The sequence below is a fragment of the Gordonia sihwensis NBRC 108236 genome (genome assembly GCF_000333035.1).
GTDB lineage: Bacteria > Actinomycetota > Actinomycetes > Mycobacteriales > Mycobacteriaceae > Gordonia > Gordonia sihwensis.
In genome coordinates this window covers 111,866-128,915 of record NZ_BANU01000003.1, presented here as the reverse complement: position 1 = coordinate 128,915, position 17,050 = coordinate 111,866, and the positions used below count along the sequence as shown (strand labels likewise).

Annotated in this window: 13 protein-coding genes and 1 tRNA gene; 4 read left to right on the top strand and 10 right to left on the bottom strand. The window is 69.1% G+C overall.

From position 1 onward, the window contains the following. Window positions 1-10: 10 nt before the first annotated feature. A complete protein-coding gene (locus GSI01S_RS03105; RefSeq protein ID WP_006894914.1) occupies window positions 11-850 on the bottom strand; it encodes an undecaprenyl-diphosphate phosphatase in 840 nt (279 codons plus the stop codon). 57 nt (window positions 851-907) lie between these two features. Here GSI01S_RS03105 and GSI01S_RS03100 point away from each other — a divergent pair, with 57 nt between their 5' ends. Next, complete coding sequence (locus tag GSI01S_RS03100) at window positions 908-1,948, top strand: YncE family protein (RefSeq protein WP_006894913.1); 1,041 nt, start codon at window positions 908-910, stop codon at window positions 1,946-1,948. 43 nt (window positions 1,949-1,991) lie between these two features. Further along, the gene (locus GSI01S_RS03095) at window positions 1,992-3,092 is read left to right on the top strand and encodes a quinone-dependent dihydroorotate dehydrogenase (RefSeq protein ID WP_006894912.1); all 1,101 of its coding nucleotides are present in this window, start codon (window positions 1,992-1,994) and stop codon (window positions 3,090-3,092) included. A gap of 18 nt (window positions 3,093-3,110) precedes the next feature. On the opposite strand, the gene GSI01S_RS03090 is transcribed toward GSI01S_RS03095, so the two are convergent. Continuing rightward, window positions 3,111-3,650 carry a YbhB/YbcL family Raf kinase inhibitor-like protein gene (locus tag GSI01S_RS03090; RefSeq protein ID WP_006894911.1) on the bottom strand — a complete coding sequence of 180 codons (540 nt, stop codon included), beginning with the start codon at window positions 3,648-3,650 and terminating at the stop codon, window positions 3,111-3,113. 39 nt (window positions 3,651-3,689) lie between these two features. After that, window positions 3,690-5,021, bottom strand: a complete 1,332-nt coding sequence (locus GSI01S_RS03085) for a M20/M25/M40 family metallo-hydrolase (RefSeq protein ID WP_006894910.1) — start codon at window positions 5,019-5,021, stop codon at window positions 3,690-3,692. Window positions 5,022-5,113: 92 nt separating this feature from the next. Between GSI01S_RS03085 and GSI01S_RS03080 the strand changes: the two genes are divergently transcribed. Together GSI01S_RS03080 and GSI01S_RS03075 are read left to right on the top strand one after the other, a co-directional pair. Then, window positions 5,114-5,199, top strand: a tRNA-Leu gene (locus GSI01S_RS03080). Between the two features lie 121 nt (window positions 5,200-5,320). Next, window positions 5,321-6,676 carry a ClC family H(+)/Cl(-) exchange transporter gene (locus GSI01S_RS03075; RefSeq protein WP_006894909.1) on the top strand — a complete coding sequence of 452 codons (1,356 nt, stop codon included), beginning with the start codon at window positions 5,321-5,323 and terminating at the stop codon, window positions 6,674-6,676. 61 nt (window positions 6,677-6,737) lie between these two features. On the opposite strand, the gene GSI01S_RS03070 is transcribed toward GSI01S_RS03075, so the two are convergent. The 7 genes from GSI01S_RS03070 to GSI01S_RS03040 all read right to left on the bottom strand — a co-directional run bounded on the left by GSI01S_RS03070 (window position 6,738) and on the right by GSI01S_RS03040 (window position 17,013). Next, on the bottom strand, window positions 6,738-9,341 hold the full coding sequence (locus GSI01S_RS03070) for an MFS transporter (RefSeq protein WP_006894908.1): 2,604 nt from the start codon (window positions 9,339-9,341) through the stop codon (window positions 6,738-6,740). A gap of 87 nt (window positions 9,342-9,428) precedes the next feature. After that, on the bottom strand, window positions 9,429-10,241 hold the full coding sequence (locus GSI01S_RS03065) for a YceI family protein (RefSeq protein WP_006894907.1): 813 nt from the start codon (window positions 10,239-10,241) through the stop codon (window positions 9,429-9,431). A 2-nt stretch (window positions 10,242-10,243) separates the two neighbouring features. Continuing rightward, a complete protein-coding gene (locus tag GSI01S_RS03060; protein ID WP_006894906.1) occupies window positions 10,244-11,026 on the bottom strand; it encodes an MSCRAMM family protein in 783 nt (260 codons plus the stop codon). A gap of 27 nt (window positions 11,027-11,053) precedes the next feature. Then, entirely contained in the window at window positions 11,054-11,563 is a 510-nt protein-coding gene (locus tag GSI01S_RS03055) for a MarR family winged helix-turn-helix transcriptional regulator (protein ID WP_233500078.1), read from the bottom strand. Between the two features lie 286 nt (window positions 11,564-11,849). Continuing rightward, window positions 11,850-12,869 (bottom strand): methylmalonyl Co-A mutase-associated GTPase MeaB, encoded by a 1,020-nt coding sequence (gene meaB / locus GSI01S_RS03050; RefSeq protein ID WP_006894904.1) that lies wholly within the window; start codon window positions 12,867-12,869, stop codon window positions 11,850-11,852. After that, complete coding sequence (scpA, locus tag GSI01S_RS03045) at window positions 12,866-15,112, bottom strand: methylmalonyl-CoA mutase (protein ID WP_006894902.1); 2,247 nt, start codon at window positions 15,110-15,112, stop codon at window positions 12,866-12,868. The genes meaB and scpA overlap by 4 nt, the downstream gene beginning before the upstream one ends. Then, on the bottom strand, window positions 15,109-17,013 hold the full coding sequence (locus GSI01S_RS03040) for a methylmalonyl-CoA mutase family protein (RefSeq protein ID WP_006894901.1): 1,905 nt from the start codon (window positions 17,011-17,013) through the stop codon (window positions 15,109-15,111). The genes scpA and GSI01S_RS03040 overlap by 4 nt, the downstream gene beginning before the upstream one ends. Window positions 17,014-17,050 lie beyond the last annotated feature (37 nt).

Sequence of the window (17,050 nt, the reverse complement as noted above, 5' to 3'; positions counted from 1 at the left end):
GTCGACGCGGTCACGCCGCGATCGCGCCCACCTGCAGCAGGACGATGACGAGCAGGCCGAGCGCCACGCGGTAGGTCGCGAACCAGACCATCGAATGGTGCGAGACGAACTTGAGCAGCCACGCGATCGAGACGTAACCGAGCACGAAGGCGATGAGAGTGGCCACCGCGATCTGCGGACCGCTCGCGGCCAGGCCCTCCCCCACGGGTTCGAAGACGTCCTTGAGGCTGAACAGTCCGGAGGCGAGAACCGCCGGAATCGCGATCAGGAAGGAGAATCGGAACGCCGCCTCGCGTTCGAGGCCGACGAACAGACCCGCGCTCGCCGTCGCACCCGACCGCGAGACTCCGGGGATCAGCGCCAGACACTGCGCCGCGCCCATCACGAGGGCATCGCGCCGGGTGATCTTCTCCAGGGGCCGCTCGCGCGTTCCGACGTACTCGGCCGCGAGGAAGACGAAGGAGAACAGGATCAGCATGATCGCCACCAGCCAGAGGTTCCGGCCTGCGGTGCGGATCTGGTCCTTGAAGACGAATCCGAGCACGCCGATCGGGATGGTGGCGAGAATCACGTACCAGCCCAGCCGGTAGTCCAGACCGCGCCTCGTCCGGTCCCGCAGTCCCGCGAACCACGCACCGACGATCCGCCAGATGTCCTTGGCGAAGAAGATGAGAACCGCGAGTTCGGTGCCAAGCTGGGTGACCGCGGTGAACGAGGCACCGGCGTCGTCACCGAACCAGATCTCCGAGATGATGCGCAGATGGGCCGAGGACGAGATCGGCAGGAACTCCGTCAGGCCCTGGACCGCTCCGAGGACGATCGCCTGGAGCCATGTCATGGTCTCAGTCACGGGGGCTGATGCTACCCATCGAACGGGTCACACATCGGCATCGCGCAAGATGGTGTCATGCGCGCGCGAACCCGACTCACCGCCCTGCTCGTGGCCGTGGCCACGGCCTCCGCCCTCACCGCCTGCGGTCAGTCCGACGACGGCTCCGCACAGAATGTGCCGACTGTCACACCCGCGACACCTGCCGAATCCCCGGCCGACGCCGCCCGCCCGGCGGGCGCGGTCGTCGCCGCGGACGCCGCACGCGCCGTGGTGGCCGGGCACGGTCAGCAGTCGCGGGTCGCGCTGCTGTCGAACGACGGCCGAACCGTGCAGATCTTCACCGATCCGGGCGCCCCGGGTGCGCCCGCGCCGACCTCGGTTCCGGTGCCCGGTCTCGCCGCGCTCACCGCCTCCGGCGACGGTTTCGTCGGTGCCGGAGAGAGCGGGATCGTCCGCATCGATCCCGCCGGCTCGGTGACTGTGACGAAGGCGGATCTGCCCGGCGCACTGTCGGTGGCGACCACTGAGGACGGCAGGACGCTGGTCGGCACCGACCGCGGCCACGTGCTGGTGCTCGACCGCGACGGACAACAGCAGCGCGACATCGGCGGGTTCGTCCGCGTCGACGACATCACCGTGGCACCTGCGACCGCCGGCGATCGTGCCGGGCAGGTCGTGGTCCTCGATCGGGCGCAGTCGGCGGTCACCCCGGTCGACATCGACTCGGGGGAACTCAAGGCGGCGCTGCGCGCCGGCGACGGGGCGACCACCTCCATCGTCGATCGATACGGCCGGGTGCTGGTGGCCGGTACCCGCAACAACGAGGTGTACGCGTTCTACGGGCAGCCGATCGTGATGCGCATGCGTGCCCCGGTCGCCGACAGCCCGTATGCGCTGGCCTTCGACGACCGGCGCAACCTGCTGTGGGTCTCCAGCACGGCCACCAATGAGATCGCCGCCTACGACGTCTCCACCGGAGAGGTCATCGAGAAGCACCGGTTCGCGAGCGTCCCGCAGGTCACCTCGATGGACGTCGACCCGGTCAGTGGTTCACTTCTGGCGGCCTCGGGCCGCGACGGCTCACTCCAGGTGATCGCGCCTGATGCGGTCCGGTGACCGCCCCGTACCCGACCTCGCACACACGACGAAGGCTCTCACGATGCTCAGCACACTGAACCGGATCCTCTACCCGCTGGTCTTGAAGGCCATGTTCCTGCTCGACCCCGAGCGGATCCACGCGATCACCGCTCAGGTGATCCGCCGCTGCGGCTACGCGCCGGGAGTGCGATCGCTGATGGCGAAGCTCTTCGCCACCGATGACCCGATTCTCCGCAACGAGGTCTTCGGGGTCTCGTTCCCCGCACCGATCGGACTGGCCGCCGGCTTCGACAAGAACGCGTCGAGCGTCAACGCGTGGGGACAGATGGGCTTCGGCTTCGCCGAGATCGGTACCATCACCGGTCAGGCGCAGCCGGGCAACCCCGCTCCCCGTCTGTTCCGGCTGCCCGCCGATCGGGCGCTGATCAATCGGATGGGCTTCAACAATCCCGGTGCGGACGCCGCGGCCCGCTCGCTGGCCCAGCCCCGGCCCGGACCGGTCCGGGTCCCGATCGGCGCGAACATCGGCAAGACCAAGGTGGTTCCGGTCGAGGATGCCGTCGACGACTACCGGCACAGCGCCCGGACACTCGGGCCCCTGGCGGACTTCGTGGTCGTGAACGTCAGCTCGCCGAACACTCCTGGACTGCGCGACCTGCAGGCCGTCGACTCGCTGCGGCCGATCCTCGCGACGGTCCTGGACGTGGTCGACAAGCCGGTGCTGGTGAAGATCGCACCCGACCTGTCGGACGAGGACGTCGACGCCGTCGCCGACCTCGCCGTCGAGCTGGGCGTCGCCGGCATCGTCGCCACCAACACGACCATCCGGCGCGATTCCCTTGTGACTCCGCGGGCCGAGGTCGAGGCCTGCGGCGCGGGCGGACTCTCCGGACCGCCGGTCGCCGACCGGTCGCTGGAGGTGTTGCGCCGCCTGTACCGACGAGTGGGCGGCCGGGTGGCGCTGGTCAGCGTCGGCGGGATCGAGACCGTCGACCAGGCGTGGGAACGCATCTGCGCCGGCGCCGACCTGCTTCAGATGTACACCGGATTCATCTACGGCGGACCGGTCCGCCTCCGGGAACTGCACGAGGGCATCGCTGCGCGGCTGCGCGCGGGCGGCTACTCCTCGATCCGCGAAGCCGTCGGCTCCGCGGCGCAGTGAGCCGCCCGGCGGCGCGCCCTACTCGGCGGGCTGTTCGAAGACGCCGGTGAGGATCCCGCGCGCGATCGCGCGCGAGTAGAGGTTGAAGCCGAGGAAGGCCGGAGTCGCCTCGGCGGGCAGTTCCAACGATTCGGTGTCGACGGCGTGCACGGCGAACATGTAGCGGTGCGGACCGTGACCGGGAGGCGGACCGGCACCGATGAACTGCTTGAGGCTCGCATCGTTGTTGAGCGTCACGGCACCGGCGGGCAGATCCGCCGACCCCGGCGACCCGGCGCCCGTCGGCAGCGAGGTCACCGACGCCGGGATGTCGGCGACGGCCCAGTGCCAGAAGCCGGAAGCCGTGGGAGCGTCCGGATCGAAACACGTCACGACGAAGCTCTTGGTCTCGGCGGGGAAACCCGACCAGCTCAGCTGCGGGGAGACGTCGTCTCCGCCCGCGCCGAAGATCCCCGAGACCTGCGGCGTCGGGAGGGTCTGACCCTCGGCGAAGTCGCTCGATGTCACCGTGATCGCCGGCAACTGGGGTAACGCGTCATACGGGTCGTATGTCGTCACTATCGCATCCTTTCGACTGTCCGCACCCGGCCGTTGTCGTCAGCAGTTGCGGAGAAAATGCTCGAAAACCTTGGTACCGAACACGATCGAGTCTACGGGCACGCGTTCGTCGACGCCGTGAAAGAGCGCGGCGAAATCGAGTTCGGGGGGCAGCCGAAGCGGAGCGAAGCCGAAGCACCGGATCCCGAGCTTCGCGAAGGCCTTCGCGTCGGTGCCGCCCGAGAGCATGTACGGCACCGTCCGGCCGTCCTCGTCGTGCGCGAGGATCGCATCGTTCATCGCGTCGACGAGATCGCCGTCGAACCGCGTCTCGTAGGGATCCAGGTGGGTGATCCACTCGCGCTTCACCTTGGGGCCGATCAACTCGTCGATCGTGCGCTCGAACTCGGCCTGCCTGCCGGGCAGCACGCGGCAGTCCACGACGGCCTCGGCGTGCTGGGGAATGACGTTCGCCTTGTAGCCGGCCGACAGCATCGTCGGGTTCGCGGTGTCCCGGAGGGTGGCGCCGATGATGCGGGCGATATTCCCGATCTTGAACAGGGCGGACTCCAGATCCGGCGTCTCGGGACTGAAATCGAGGCCGGTCTCCTCCGACAGTGCCTCCAGGAACTCCCGGACCGACTCGGTCATCACCAGCGGGAAGCGGTGCGCGCCGATGCGGGCCACCGCGGTCGCGATCTCCGTGACCGCGTTCTCGGCGGCGAGGAACGAGCCGTGGCCTGCCTGCGCGTCGCAGGTGAGCCGCATCCACGACAGTCCCTTCTCGGCCGTCTCCACGAGATACAGGCGCCGCACACCTCCGTCCGGGCGGTCGACGGTGAGGGAGAACCCGCCGACCTCCCCGACGGCCTCGGTGATGCCCTCGAAGAGATCGGGGCGGTTCTGCACCAGCCAGTGCGATCCCCACGTGCCACCGGCCTCCTCGTCGGCCAGGAAGGCGAAGACGATGTCGCGCGGCGGAACGGTGCCCTCACGTTTGAACTGGCGCGCCAGTGCGAGCGCCATGCCGGCCATGTCCTTCATGTCGACCGCGCCTCGGCCCCAGACGTAGCCGTCGCGGACGGCGCCGGAGAACGGGTGGACGCTCCAGTCCTCCGCCTCGGCGGGCACCACGTCGAGATGCACGTGGATCAGCAGCGCACCGCGGTCCGGGTCGGCGCCCGGCAACCGCGCGAACACATTCCCGCGTCCGGGCATGCCCGACTCCACGTATTCGGTGGCGTAGCCGACCTCCTCGAGCCGCGCCGCCACCCATCTGGCGCACTCCGCCTCCCCCTTGGTGGTCTCCGGCTGTCCGGTGTTCGACGTGTCGAATCGGATCAGCGCACTCACCAGATCGACAACTTCATCGGTCGCTCGCAAGCCTGTCACCTCTTCATTCGTAGGCGATTTGGGATACGGGGGCAACCGTGGTTATTGTTATCCCGCGCAAAGCGGTGCGGAGCGCACGAACAACAGAACAAGTCCGAGTGGCGGAATGGCAGACGCGCTAGCTTGAGGTGCTAGTGTCCTATTAACGGACGTGGGGGTTCAAGTCCCCCCTCGGACACACTTCTCCGGCGGCGGCGACATCGATCGAATCGATGTCGCCGCCGTCGTTTTCGACTTCGACGGTGGTCGCGTCCGCTGCGGTTCGGCGCGACCGCGAGCAGCCGGGCGACGATACAGTCATGTGCGTGGACAGGCACCCGGCGAGCAAGACGGAAGACTCCGATTTTCCCGGCACCCGCGTTCTGGTGCTCCTCACGGGTGTCGCCCTCGTCGCCGGCGCGCTGACCGGGCTGGTCGGCGGGGCCTTCCGCTGGACTCTCTCGTGGGCCGAGGAGCGCCGCGCCGATCTGGTCGACTGGGCCGGTGATCACGGACTCGGCGGCGCCCTGATCGTCATCGCCGTGGCCGCGGCCTCCGCGGCCGCGGCGGTGGCGATCGTGCGACGGATCCCCCTCGCCGCGGGCAGCGGCATCCAGCAGGTGGAGGCCGTCGAGGACGATGAAGCGCCCGCCGCACCGTGGTCGGTGATCCCCGCCCGGTTCGCCGGCGGCGTGCTCAGCATGGGCTTCGCGGGAATGGTGCTGGGCCGCGAGGGCCCCACCGTGCACATGGGCGCGGCGATCGGCGCGGCCGCCGCACGCCTGATCCGTGCGACGTCGGACGAGATCCGGGTGATGCAGACCGCCACCGCCGGCGCCGGACTCGCCGTGGCCTTCAACGCCCCGATCGGCGGTGCACTCTTCGCCTTCGAGGAGGTCGCCAAGAAGATCCGGCTGCGCTACGCGGTGTGGACGCTCACCGCGGTGGCGGCTGCCGTCGCCTGCAGCCGGCTGATCCTCGGCGACGCTCCCGATTTCCGGGCGGGCGGGATCGACAATCCGTCCCCGGATCGTCTGTGGGTCTTCCTCGTCTTCGGTGTCGTCGTCGGCGCCCTCGGAGTGGTCTACAGCCGGCTGCTGCTCCTGTTCGTGGATCTCTCGGCGCGCATCAGAGTGTCCGCGGTGGTTCTCGGCGCCCTCGTCGGCGCGGTCATCGGCATCCTGGCGATCACCGTGCCCGCGGCGGTCGGTGGCGGCGACGACCTCGCCCAACGGCTGCTGGACGCGCAGCGGACGGCGTTCTGGATGATCCTCGCGATCATCGCCATGCGTTTCGTGACCGGACCGGTCTCCTACGGCACCGGAGCGCCCGGCGGTCTCTTCGCCCCGATGCTCGCACTGGGAGCGCTGACGGGAGCCGGCTTCGGCCGGATCCTCGAAGCACTATATGCACCTTTCGGCGATCTGACTCCTGCGCTGGTGGTGGTCGGAATGAGCACCTTGTTCGCGGCGGTGGTCCGCGTACCCCTCACCGCGATCGTCCTGGTGATGGAAATGACCGCGGTGACGGCACTGACGGTGCCCATGGCGGTGGCGGTGACCGCCGGTGTCGCGACCGCCTCGCTGGCCGGGTCGAAGCCGGTCTACGACGCACTGCGCGAACGATACCTGCGCGACATCGGCGTCTCGGGCGCCGCCGTACGCCCGCACGACTGACAGCGGCGCGGACGCCACCGAAGATCGGTGACGCCCGCGCCGCGTGCCGGGTCTGCCGCGGTCAGCCCTGTCTGCTGCCGACCCCGGTTCCGAGCGTGATGTCGAGCGTGTTGTCGCCGTCGGCGGTCACCGTGGTCTGCACCGCGCGCGGCTCGTACATGCTCGCGACGACGGTGAACCTGTCATCGGTGAGACCCTCGATCCGGTAGCGCCCGTCGGCGTCGGTCCGGGCCGTGGCGACGATGGTCCGATCCGAGCCGATCGCCGACACGGTCGCTCCGGCCAGCGGGGCGCCGTCCGCGGCGCGCACGTAGCCCTGGACGCCGCCGATGGCGTCGAGCACGATGTCGATCGCCACGGCGTCTCCGGCGGTCACCAACTCGCTGCTCGCCTGGTAGCCGGGCGCCGAGGCGGTCACGGCCACGGTGTCGCCGTCGGTGAGTCCGCCGATCGAGAACTCGCCGTCCGAGCCGGCCTGCGCGGTGGCCAGCACCGAACCGGTCTGATCGGTCACGACCAGCCGTGCGGGCAGCGGGCGCTGCGCGTCGCGGACGCGCCCGGTCAGCACGGCTGCGCCCGAGAGCGAGAAGTCCCGGCGCAGTCCCACGTCCCCGACAGTCGACACACCGACGGCCTTGGGGCCGCGTCCTGGCGCGGTGGCGATCACCGTGTACGCCCCGCTCTCCAGTCCGCCGACTCGGTACGAACCGTCCTCGGCGACGGTCGCGCCGCCGGCCTGCCGTCCTTCGCTGTCGGTGACCGTGATGGCCGCCCCGGCGAGCGGCGCACCGTCCGGACCGGTCACGGTTCCGGACAGCTGAGCGCCCGACGGGGAAGCGAAGCTCTCCGACGGCGTCTCGGCGACGAGGGCGACCGGCGATCCGACACCGGCGTCTCCGGCGACCGCGGCGATCTCGGCGCCGACCGTCTCATGGCTCGCCGTCAGCGGCTTCCGGGCGCCGGTGAACACCGACGCGATCGCACCGAGCACGCAGCAGATCAGGGCGAAGGTGAACGCGGCGGTGAGACCGTCCGCGAACGGGTCGCTGATCAGGTGCGGGAAGAAGTCCAGCCCCGTCAGGTGGTCGACGCTGGCCTGCGGCAATCCGTTCAGCGCCTGGCCGCCGACCTGCTGGATCGGGTTGTAGCCGAGGAACGCGGCGAACAGGATGCCCACGGTCGGCAGACCGGCGATGGCCTGCGCCGGTTCCGCGGGCATGCCGTTGGCGGTCAGACCGTCGAACATCGCCGACGGGAGCGTGCTCGAGAGACCCGCGATCATCAGCGAGAAGAACAGACCGATCGACAGGACCATCGCCGCGTTCTGGAAGGTCGTCATCATCCCGGCACCGGAGCCGCGCGAGGTGACCGGCAGGCTGTTCATCACTTCGGCACGGTTCGGGGAGGCGAACAGACCCATGCCGATGCCGTTGACCAGCAGGATCACGGCGAACACCCAGTAGTCGAAGTCGACGGGGATGGCGATGAGGGCCGCGAAGGTACCGGCGGTGATCAGCAGCCCGAGGGTGGTGAACCACTTGGTGCCCAGCTTGTCCGAGAGCGCGCCCGACACCGGCGCGGACACGAGGAAGCCCACGGTCATCGGCACCATGTAGATGCCCGCCCACAGCGGTGTCTGCGAGTAGTCGTAACCGTGCTGCGGCAGCCAGATGCCCTGAAGCCAGATGATGAGGATGAACTGCAGACCGCCGCGCCCGATGGACGCCATCAGGTTCGCGATGTTGCCGAAGGTGAACGACCGGTTGCGGAACAGCGACAGTTCGAACAGCGGACTGTCGACGTGCATCTCGATGAACACGAAGACCGCGAGGACGAAGGCCCCGCCGACCAGTGCGGCGAGCACCCAGGGGTTGCTCCAGCCCATGTCCGATGAGCCGTACGGCTGGATGCCGTAGGTGATGCCGACGAGGATCGCGATCAAGCCGACGGCGAAGGTGAGGTTGCCCCACCAGTCCATCTTGGCCTTCCGGCGCTCGCCGGTGTCCCGCAGCTTCAGGTAGGCCCAGATGGTGCCCACGACGCCGAACGGAACGGAGACGAGGAAGATGTAGTGCCACTGGATCGGGGCCAGCACGCCGCCGATCAGGAGGCCGAGGAACGAGCCGGCGATCGCCGCGACACCGTTGATGCCCATCGCCAGACCGCGCTGGTTGGCCGGGAAGGCGTCGGTGAGGATGGCCGACGAGTTGGCCATCAGGAAGGCGCCGCCGACACCCTGGATGACGCGCCAGAAGATCAGCCAGATGGCGGCCTGCGACCCGTCGAACCAGGTGATCGCCAGGAAGATGGACGAGACGGTGAACACCGCGAAGCCCATGTTGTACATGCGCGCTCGGCCGAACATGTCGCCGAGCCGGCCGAAGCTCACCACCAGGACCGCGGTGACGACGAGGAAGCCCATCATCATCCACAGCAGGTAGCTGGTGTTCTGCGGTTCGAGGGGATTGAGGTTGATGCCCTTGAAGATGTCGGGCAGGGCGATCAGCACGATGGAGCTGTTGATCGTGGCGATCAACATGCCCAGGGTGGTGTTGGAGAGCGCGACCCACTTGTAGTTGGGACCGAGTTCTTCGAGGGTCTGCTGGCGGGAACCGCCGGCCGGGCCTGTGCCGCCGGCGGTGTCTGCAACTGTTTTGGTCGACATGCGAACCTTTCGGGACTAATGCGGTGAATCAGTGCTTGCGACGGCTACGTCGAAGATCGGGGCGGCCGTGCGCCGCGGAGGCGTCGATCACGTCTCCGGCGAGCGGACGGCCTGGATGTCGAGCCGGACGCGAGCGGTGTTGCCGATCTGCGCGGCTCCGCTGACGAGTTTGTCGTCGAAGCTGATCCCGAAGTCACGGCGCCGAAGGGTCGCTGTGGCTTGGAAGCCGGCGCGGACGCCGCCCCACGGGTCCTCGGTCTGCCCGAGGAAGATCAGCTCGAGCGAGACCGGGACGGCGGCGTCACGCAGGGTAAGCGTTCCCTCGAGCGTCCAGGTCTCGTCGGACGCCGGTCGCACCCGCTCGGCGTGGAAGAGGGTCGTCGGGTAGCGCTCGGCGTCGAAGAACGCACTCGATCGCAGCACCTCGTCGCGCATCCGGTTGTCGGTGTCGATGCTGGCGGTCGAGATCTCCGCCGTCACCGACGACTGCTCCGGATCGTCGCCGACGACGATGGTGCCCGTGAACTCGGTGAAACGGCCGCGGACGGTCGCGATCCCGAGGTGACGGACGCTGATGTCGATGGTCGAATGCGAGCCGTCGATCTCCCAGCGGCCGGCCTCGGGGGTCGGCGATCCGCCGACCCGGGCGAGAGTGACCTCACCCAGACCGACCGCGCCGGGACCGGACACGACGGCGGTGCGAGCGGCCGGCTGGAAGCCGTCCGCGGCGGCGACCACGGTGTACATCCCCGCGGCCAGGTCGTCGACGCGAATGTGTCCGTCGCCGTCGGACCTGACTATCGCCGCCTGCTGTCCCTCCTGCGACATGACGGTCACCACGGCGGTGTCGATGCCGCGGCCCGCCGGAGTCGCCACGCGTGCTGTGAGCTGTGCGGTCATGGTCACCGCCCCTGCACGCCGAGGACGAACTCGTGATTGACGAATCGTCCGGCCCGGACGTCGACGGTCGCGGCCACCGGCGCGTAACCGTTGGCCAGCACCGTGTAGTCGCCGGGGGTGAGATCGGTGAAGCTGTAGCGCCCGTCCTCGTCGCTGAACACACTGGCCGCCATGGAGCCGTCGGCGGCCAGCAGCGACACCTGGCTGTGGCCGATCACTCCCCCGTGCGCGTCGGTGACCAGACCGGACAGAGCGACGGCGGAGCGCATCTCGACGACCACCGGCTGCGAGGAACCCGCGGTGTGAGCGACGGTTCTGGCAGTCGCCTCGAACCCTGGCGCGTTCACCACCAGCGTGTATCCGCCCTCGGCCACGCCGCGCAGTTCCCATCGGCCGTCGGCGCCGGCGACCGCAGTCGCGACCACGTGCCCGGACGGGGCGGTCGCGGTCACCACCGCGCCGGCGATCGGTGCGCCGTCGGCGGCGCGGACGAGACCGCCGAGCGAGGAATGGGCGGACAGCACGATCTGCGTCTGGATCGGGGCACCGGCCATCATCGCCGTCACCGCCGCCGGTTCGTGCCCGGTCGCCGACGCGGCGAGCACGTACTGGCCGTCGGCCGCGACGTGGGCGGTGAACGACCCGTCGTGCCGCGCTGACGCGACAGCGACCTGACTCCCCTGCTGGTCGATCACCGTGACGGTGGCATCCGGGACGGATCCGCCGCGCTCGTCTCGGACGACGCCGCGAATCAGCCGAGAATGTCCATCGACTGCATTCCGCACAGAGTTCCTCCCTCGTTTCTCAGGCATTCAACGACTGGCCGGGTGCGCGGACGGCTGGGCCGCACCGGCTGTGACCAGCTCACACATCGTGTCGGCGAACAGTGCGATCGACCGGACCACCGATTCCCGTTCGCACTCCGGCAGCCGATTCAGGGCGGTCTCGTACAACGAGATCCGCTCCGAGTTGGCGTCCCGGACGTATGCCTGCCCGGCCGGCGTCAGATCGAGCATGCTGACTCGACCGTCGTGCGGATCGGGTGTACGCGACACCAGGCCCGCGCTCTCCAGCGAGGCGATGCTCTTCGACATCGACGCCGTGGTCACCTTCTCCCGCTCCGCGAGATCGGTGGGCCGCACCGGGGCGAGCTCGGCGATGGCCCACAGGGTGGCCGCCTGCGACGAGGTCAGCTGTTGCTGACCGACACCGCGCCGCACGGCGCGGGTCAAGCGGATCACCGAGAGCGACATCAGCGCACCGTCGGCGATCCGGTGCTCACCGGCCTCACGGTCCGCGCCGTTGTCCGTCACTGTTCGCACGCTCCGACATTTAGATAGTTGACTGCAGTTAAGTAATACTCAGCCAGACTAGACCCGGAAGAGGTCCGTTCAAAAAGTTCAGCGCATGTGAGATCTGCAACAAAGGCTTGCGTGATCGGGCGATTCGGACGCATGTGACATCTCGGCGCCCGCCGTCGTCTAAGCGCAAGCTCAGAGACTTAAGTTGCCAGAGATCAAGCATTCAGGCTTGAACAGCGATGAGGGCGGTCTAACGATGAGGGAGTCTCCCCCCCGAGAACAGGGTGCGACCGACGCGCGGCGCGGGTCAGAAACCCGCGGCCCCCGCGATCCGCTCGGCTCCGAGCGTCGGAGTCAGCGTGCCCGAGAGCACTCCGGCCTCCACTTCGCGCCGTACCGCACGGACGGCCGGATCCTCCTCGAGGCGATTGAGCATCGCCTCGCGCACCATGCTCCACATCCAGTCCACCTGCTGTTGCGCTCGGCGCCTCTCGAACTGTCCGGCGGCCGAGAGCGTCTCACGGTGCCGCAGGATCGCCTCCCAGTACTCGTGAACGCCGGTGTTCTCCAGCGCACTCATCGTCAGCACCGGCGGATGCCACAGCACGTCGTGGGGATAGATCAGCCCCAGCGCGTTGCGCAGTTCGCGGGCGGCACCGCGCGCTTCGTTGATGTGTTTGCCGTCGGCCTTGTTGACGACCACGATCTCGGCGAGTTCGAGGACACCCTTCTTGATGCCCTGCAGCGAATCGCCCGTGCGCGCCAGCGTGAGGAAGGTGAACACGTCGACCATGTTCGCGACGCTCACCTCCGACTGCCCCACGCCGACCGTCTCGACGAGCACGACGTCATAGCCCGCCGCCTCGACGAGCACGATCGTCTCGCGCGTCGCCTTCGTGACGCCGCCGAGAGTTCCCGAACTCGGGGACGGGCGGATGTAGGCCTCGTCCGCGGCGGACAGCCGGCCCATCCGGGTCTTGTCACCGAGGATCGAACCGCCGGTGCGGGTGGACGAGGGGTCGACCGCCAGTACGGCGACCCGATGCCCCAACTCGATGAGATGCATGCCGAGGGCCTCGATGGTCGTCGACTTGCCGACACCGGGCACGCCCGTGATCCCCACGCGGAACGACTTGCCCGCGTGCGGCGTCAGGTTCAGCAGGAGTTGCTGTGCCGCCGCCCGGTGATCCGGCCGGGTCGATTCGACGAGCGTGATGGCGCGCGCCAATTGGGCTCGGTTTCCGGACAGGACGCCCTCGCTCAGCGCGTCGACATCGATCCGGCGACCCGCCGGGCGGTCGGCCCGGCGGGACTGCGCGTCGCTCATTCCGCTGCTGCAGCCAGTTCCAGGCCCAGCTGATCGGCCAGCTTCCGGATCAGATCCACCGCGCTGTCGGCGATGACCGTTCCCGGCGGGAAGATCGCCGCGGCCCCGGCCCGGTACAGCTCGTCGAAATCGCCCGGGGGAATGACGCCGCCGACGACGATCATGATGTCGTCGCGGCCGACGTCGGCCAGTGCCTTCTTCAGCGCAGGCACCAGCGTGAGGTGGCCGGCCGCCAGAGACGAGACACCGACGACGTGCACGTCGTTGTCCGCGGCCTGGGCGGCGACCTCCTCGGGCGTGGCGAACAGCGGGCCCACGTCGACGTCGAAGCCGAGGTCGGCGAAGGCGGTGGCGATCACCTTCTGTCCGCGATCGTGGCCGTCCTGGCCCATCTTCGCGACCAGCACGCGGGGGCGTCGGCCCTCCGCCTCGGCGAAGGCGTCGACGACGGCCATCGCCTCATCGATGTTGCTCACGGATTCACCTGCCTCGTTGCGGTACACGCCGCTGATGGTCCGGATCTCCGCCTGGTGACGGCCGAAGACCTTCTCCATCGCATCGGAGATCTCGCCGCCGGTGGCCCCGTGGCGAGCGGCGTCGATGGCCAGCGCCATCAGGTTGTTGTCGAGGTCGCTGCCGCCGGGCTCGGCGGCAGCGCGCGTCAGGTTCGCCAGCGCCGCCTCCACGGCCGACGAGTCCCGCTCGGCGCGCAGCTTCTCGAGCTTGGCGAGCTGTTCGGCCCGTACCTTGGAGTTGTCGACCTTGAGGACCTCGATCTCCTCGTCCTCGTCGACGCGGTACTTGTTGACGCCGACGAGGGGCTGCTGCCCGGAGTCGATGCGCGCCTGCGTGCGTGCGGCGGCCTCCTCGATGCGCAGCTTCGGCAGACCCTCGTTGATGGCCTGCGTCATACCGCCGGCCTCTTCCACCTCGGCGATGTGTGCGCGCGCCTTCTCCGCCAGCTGGTGCGTGAGCCACTCGACGTAGTTGGAGCCGGCCCACGGGTCGATGGGCCGCGTGGTGCCCGACTCCTGCTGGAGCAGCAGCTGGGTGTTGCGGGCGATCCGTGCCGAGAAGTCGGTCGGCAACGCGATGGCCTCGTCGAGCGCGTTGGTGTGCAGCGACTGGGTGTGCCCCTGAGTCGCCGCCATCGCCTCGACACAGGTGCGTGCGACGTTGTTGAACACGTCCTGCGCCGTCAGCGACCAGCCGGAGGTCTGCGAGTGGGTACGCAGAGACAGGCTCTTGGCGTTGCGCGGCTCGAACTTCGCCACCAGCTCACTCCAGAGCAGGCGGGCGGCGCGGAGCTTGGCGACCTCCATGAAGAAGTTCATCCCGATGCCCCAGAAGAACGACAGCCGCGGAGCGAACTTGTCGATGTCCAGGCCCGCTTCCAGTCCCGCCCGGATGTACTCCACACCGTCGGCGAGGGTGTACGCGAGCTCCAGGTCGGCGGTCGCGCCGGCCTCCTGGATGTGATAGCCGGAGATGGAGATGGAGTTGAACTTCGGCATCTTGGCGCTGGTGTACGCGAAGATGTCCGAGATGATCCGCATCGAGGGCGTCGGCGGATAGATGTAGGTGTTGCGGACCATGAACTCTTTCAGAATGTCGTTCTGAATGGTTCCGGCCAGTTTCTCCGGCGGCACGCCCTGCTCTTCGGCGGCCACCACGTACAGCGCGAGGATCGGCAGCACGGCGCCGTTCATCGTCATCGACACCGACACATTGCCGAGGTCGATGCCGTCGAAGAGCTGGCGCATGTCGAGAATGGAGTCAATCGCCACGCCGGCCATGCCGACGTCACCGGCCACCCGGGGGTGGTCCGAATCGTATCCGCGGTGGGTCGCGAGGTCGAAGGCTACCGACAGGCCCTTCTGTCCGGCGGCGAGATTGCGCCGGTAGAAGGCGTTCGACTCGGCGGCGGTCGAGAATCCCGCGTACTGGCGGATGGTCCACGGCTGGTTGACGTACATCGTCGGGTACGGGCCGCGGATGAAGGGCGCCGCACCCGGGATCGAATCGAGCGGGTAGCCGCCGTCCTCGGCGGCCGCGTCGCGGTCCGCGCGGGTGAACACCGGCTGCACGTCGATCTGCTCGGGCGTGCTCCAGGTGACCTGATCGGCCGTGTAGCCGTTGGCGCGGGCGAGCGCCTCGGTCTGCGCCGCGCCCGAACCCGCGGGCTCCGCGGCGCGGTCGCCGGTCAGCGCGACATCGGCGAAGTTCGGAACTGTGTTGCTCATGCGGATACACTCCCGCCGTCGGTCAGGTGGTCGAGAAGTTCGGTGAGGGTCGCGACCGCGTCGATGCCCACTCGCAGCGAGCCGTCACACCGGTCGGTGGCCTCCGGCCACTCACGATCGGGTCCGGCCAGCAGCACGCGGTCGACTCCCGCCGCACGCGCCGCGGCCAGAGCCGAGGGACCGTCGCTCGCGTATCGCTTGGCCGTGCCGCACAGAACGGCGACCGTGGCGGCGTTCTCGGCAGTGAGGCCGGCGATCTGGTCGGGTTCGATCGGACCCGGATTGATTGCCGAGATCCCGCCCGCTGCAAGCAGATTCGCGACGAAAGTGGTGCGGCCGTTGTGCTCGGCGACACTTCCGAGCGGAAGCAACAGGACGCTCGGGCGCGTCCGCGCCGCGTCGGCTCGGTCGCGGAGCGCCTCGAACTGTCGTGCCACGCGAGCGAGCTTCGGCGTCGCCGTCGCGAGGTCGACGGTCTGCGCCGTGCCCGCCGGGCGGGCGGCCTCGTCGAGGTTCGGAAACTCGCTGACACCGGTGAGCGGCGCTGTGCGGTGCGCGACTCGCAGGTCGCGTGCCGCGAGGGACTCGGCGATCTGCTCGCCGATCCACCCGTCGGACAGGGCCGTCTGGTACCCGCCCCGGCGTTCGACCTCGGTGAAGACGTCCCATGCCGCCGCGGCGAGATCGGCGGTGAGCGACTCGACGTACCACGAGCCACCCGCCGGATCGAGAACACGGCCGAGGTTCGACTCCTCGAGCAGAAGCAGTTGGGTGTTGCGGGCGATCCGGTGGGAGAAGGACGCGCTGGAGGACCGTTCGCCCGCCGGAAGCGCGGCGTCGTAGCCGAGGACGGTCACCTGGTCGGCGCCGCCGACGCCGGCACCGAACGCCGCGACGGTGGATCGCAGCATGTTGACCCACGGGTCGCGCTGCGTCAGCATCGCCAGGTCGGTCACCGCGTGGGTCACGGCGGCACCGGCGTCCGGTTCGCCGAGTACGTCGGCCACCCGAGCCCACACGGTGCGCAGTGCCCGCAACTTGGCGATGCCGGCGAACTGGTCGTCGTCGACCGAGACTCCGAAGGTGATCTGTCCGAGCGCCTCGGCCCGGCTGCGGCCGGCCGCGACCAGGTCGCGGACATGTGCCACGGCCGCGGCCACCGAGAGCCCGAGTTCCTGCGGGTTGTTCGCTCCCGCCTGACTGAAGTCGGTGCCGTCGACCCGGAAGGTGCGTACTCCTTCCGGAGCGTCGGCGGCCAGCGCGGTCGCAGCGTCGACGTCGACGGTGGCCCGTCCGGAGAACTGCGCCGTGTACGGCGACAGCCCCAGGCTCTGCACGTTCGCGATCGTGGAGGGCGCGGCCTGCGGCGCCACGGGTGCCGCGACGCGAGCTTCCAGATACGCCCGAGCCGCCTCGATCCCCTCGGCGCCGGCGTCCAGGGTCACCGGCATCAGGTCGAGGTACACGCCGCGCAGTGCCGTGGCGATCCCGTCGGCGCCGATGCCGCCGTCCACCTTGAGCCACAGCCCGCTGGTCCCATTGCCCGCGGCGTCGAGAATCTGCTCGTTGACTTCCTCGGCGCTGCCGCCCTCGTCGCCGAAACGCTCGGTCACCCGCCAGCCGACGTTGACGTCTCGCACCGGATCGGCGCCGCGCACGAACGGGAACTGTCCGGGCAGTCCCGACTCGGCGACCTCGTCCTTCCGGGTGTAGAGCGGGCGGACCACGGTGCCGTCGCCCGTCGTGGTGGACAGCAGGGCCTCCGCGGTGTCGGGGAGTTCATCCGCCGAGACCTTGCGTGCCTTCGCCAGCACACCGGCGGCCGCTTCGGACCATTCGTCGTACGCCTGCCGCAGCGCGTCGGCGCCGCGCGGCGCCGCGGGGTCGTCACTTGCCGTCATCGGCTCGCCTACCTCCAAAGCTCGACCATCTGAAGTT

What these genes read in the sequence shown, in the direction of transcription:
- GSI01S_RS03040 (WP_006894901.1), bottom strand. Translation starts at nt 17,013, where the DNA reads ATGACGGCAAGTGACGACCCCGCGGCGCCGCGCGGCGCCGACGCGCTG.
- GSI01S_RS03100 (WP_006894913.1), top strand. Translation starts at nt 908, where the DNA reads ATGCGCGCGCGAACCCGACTCACCGCCCTGCTCGTGGCCGTGGCCACG.
- GSI01S_RS03075 (WP_006894909.1), top strand. Translation starts at nt 5,321, where the DNA reads ATGTGCGTGGACAGGCACCCGGCGAGCAAGACGGAAGACTCCGATTTT.
- GSI01S_RS03070 (WP_006894908.1), bottom strand. Translation starts at nt 9,341, where the DNA reads ATGTCGACCAAAACAGTTGCAGACACCGCCGGCGGCACAGGCCCGGCC.
- GSI01S_RS03095 (WP_006894912.1), top strand. Translation starts at nt 1,992, where the DNA reads ATGCTCAGCACACTGAACCGGATCCTCTACCCGCTGGTCTTGAAGGCC.
- meaB (WP_006894904.1), bottom strand. Translation starts at nt 12,869, where the DNA reads ATGAGCGACGCGCAGTCCCGCCGGGCCGACCGCCCGGCGGGTCGCCGG.
- scpA (WP_006894902.1), bottom strand. Translation starts at nt 15,112, where the DNA reads ATGAGCAACACAGTTCCGAACTTCGCCGATGTCGCGCTGACCGGCGAC.
- GSI01S_RS03065 (WP_006894907.1), bottom strand. Translation starts at nt 10,241, where the DNA reads ATGACCGCACAGCTCACAGCACGCGTGGCGACTCCGGCGGGCCGCGGC.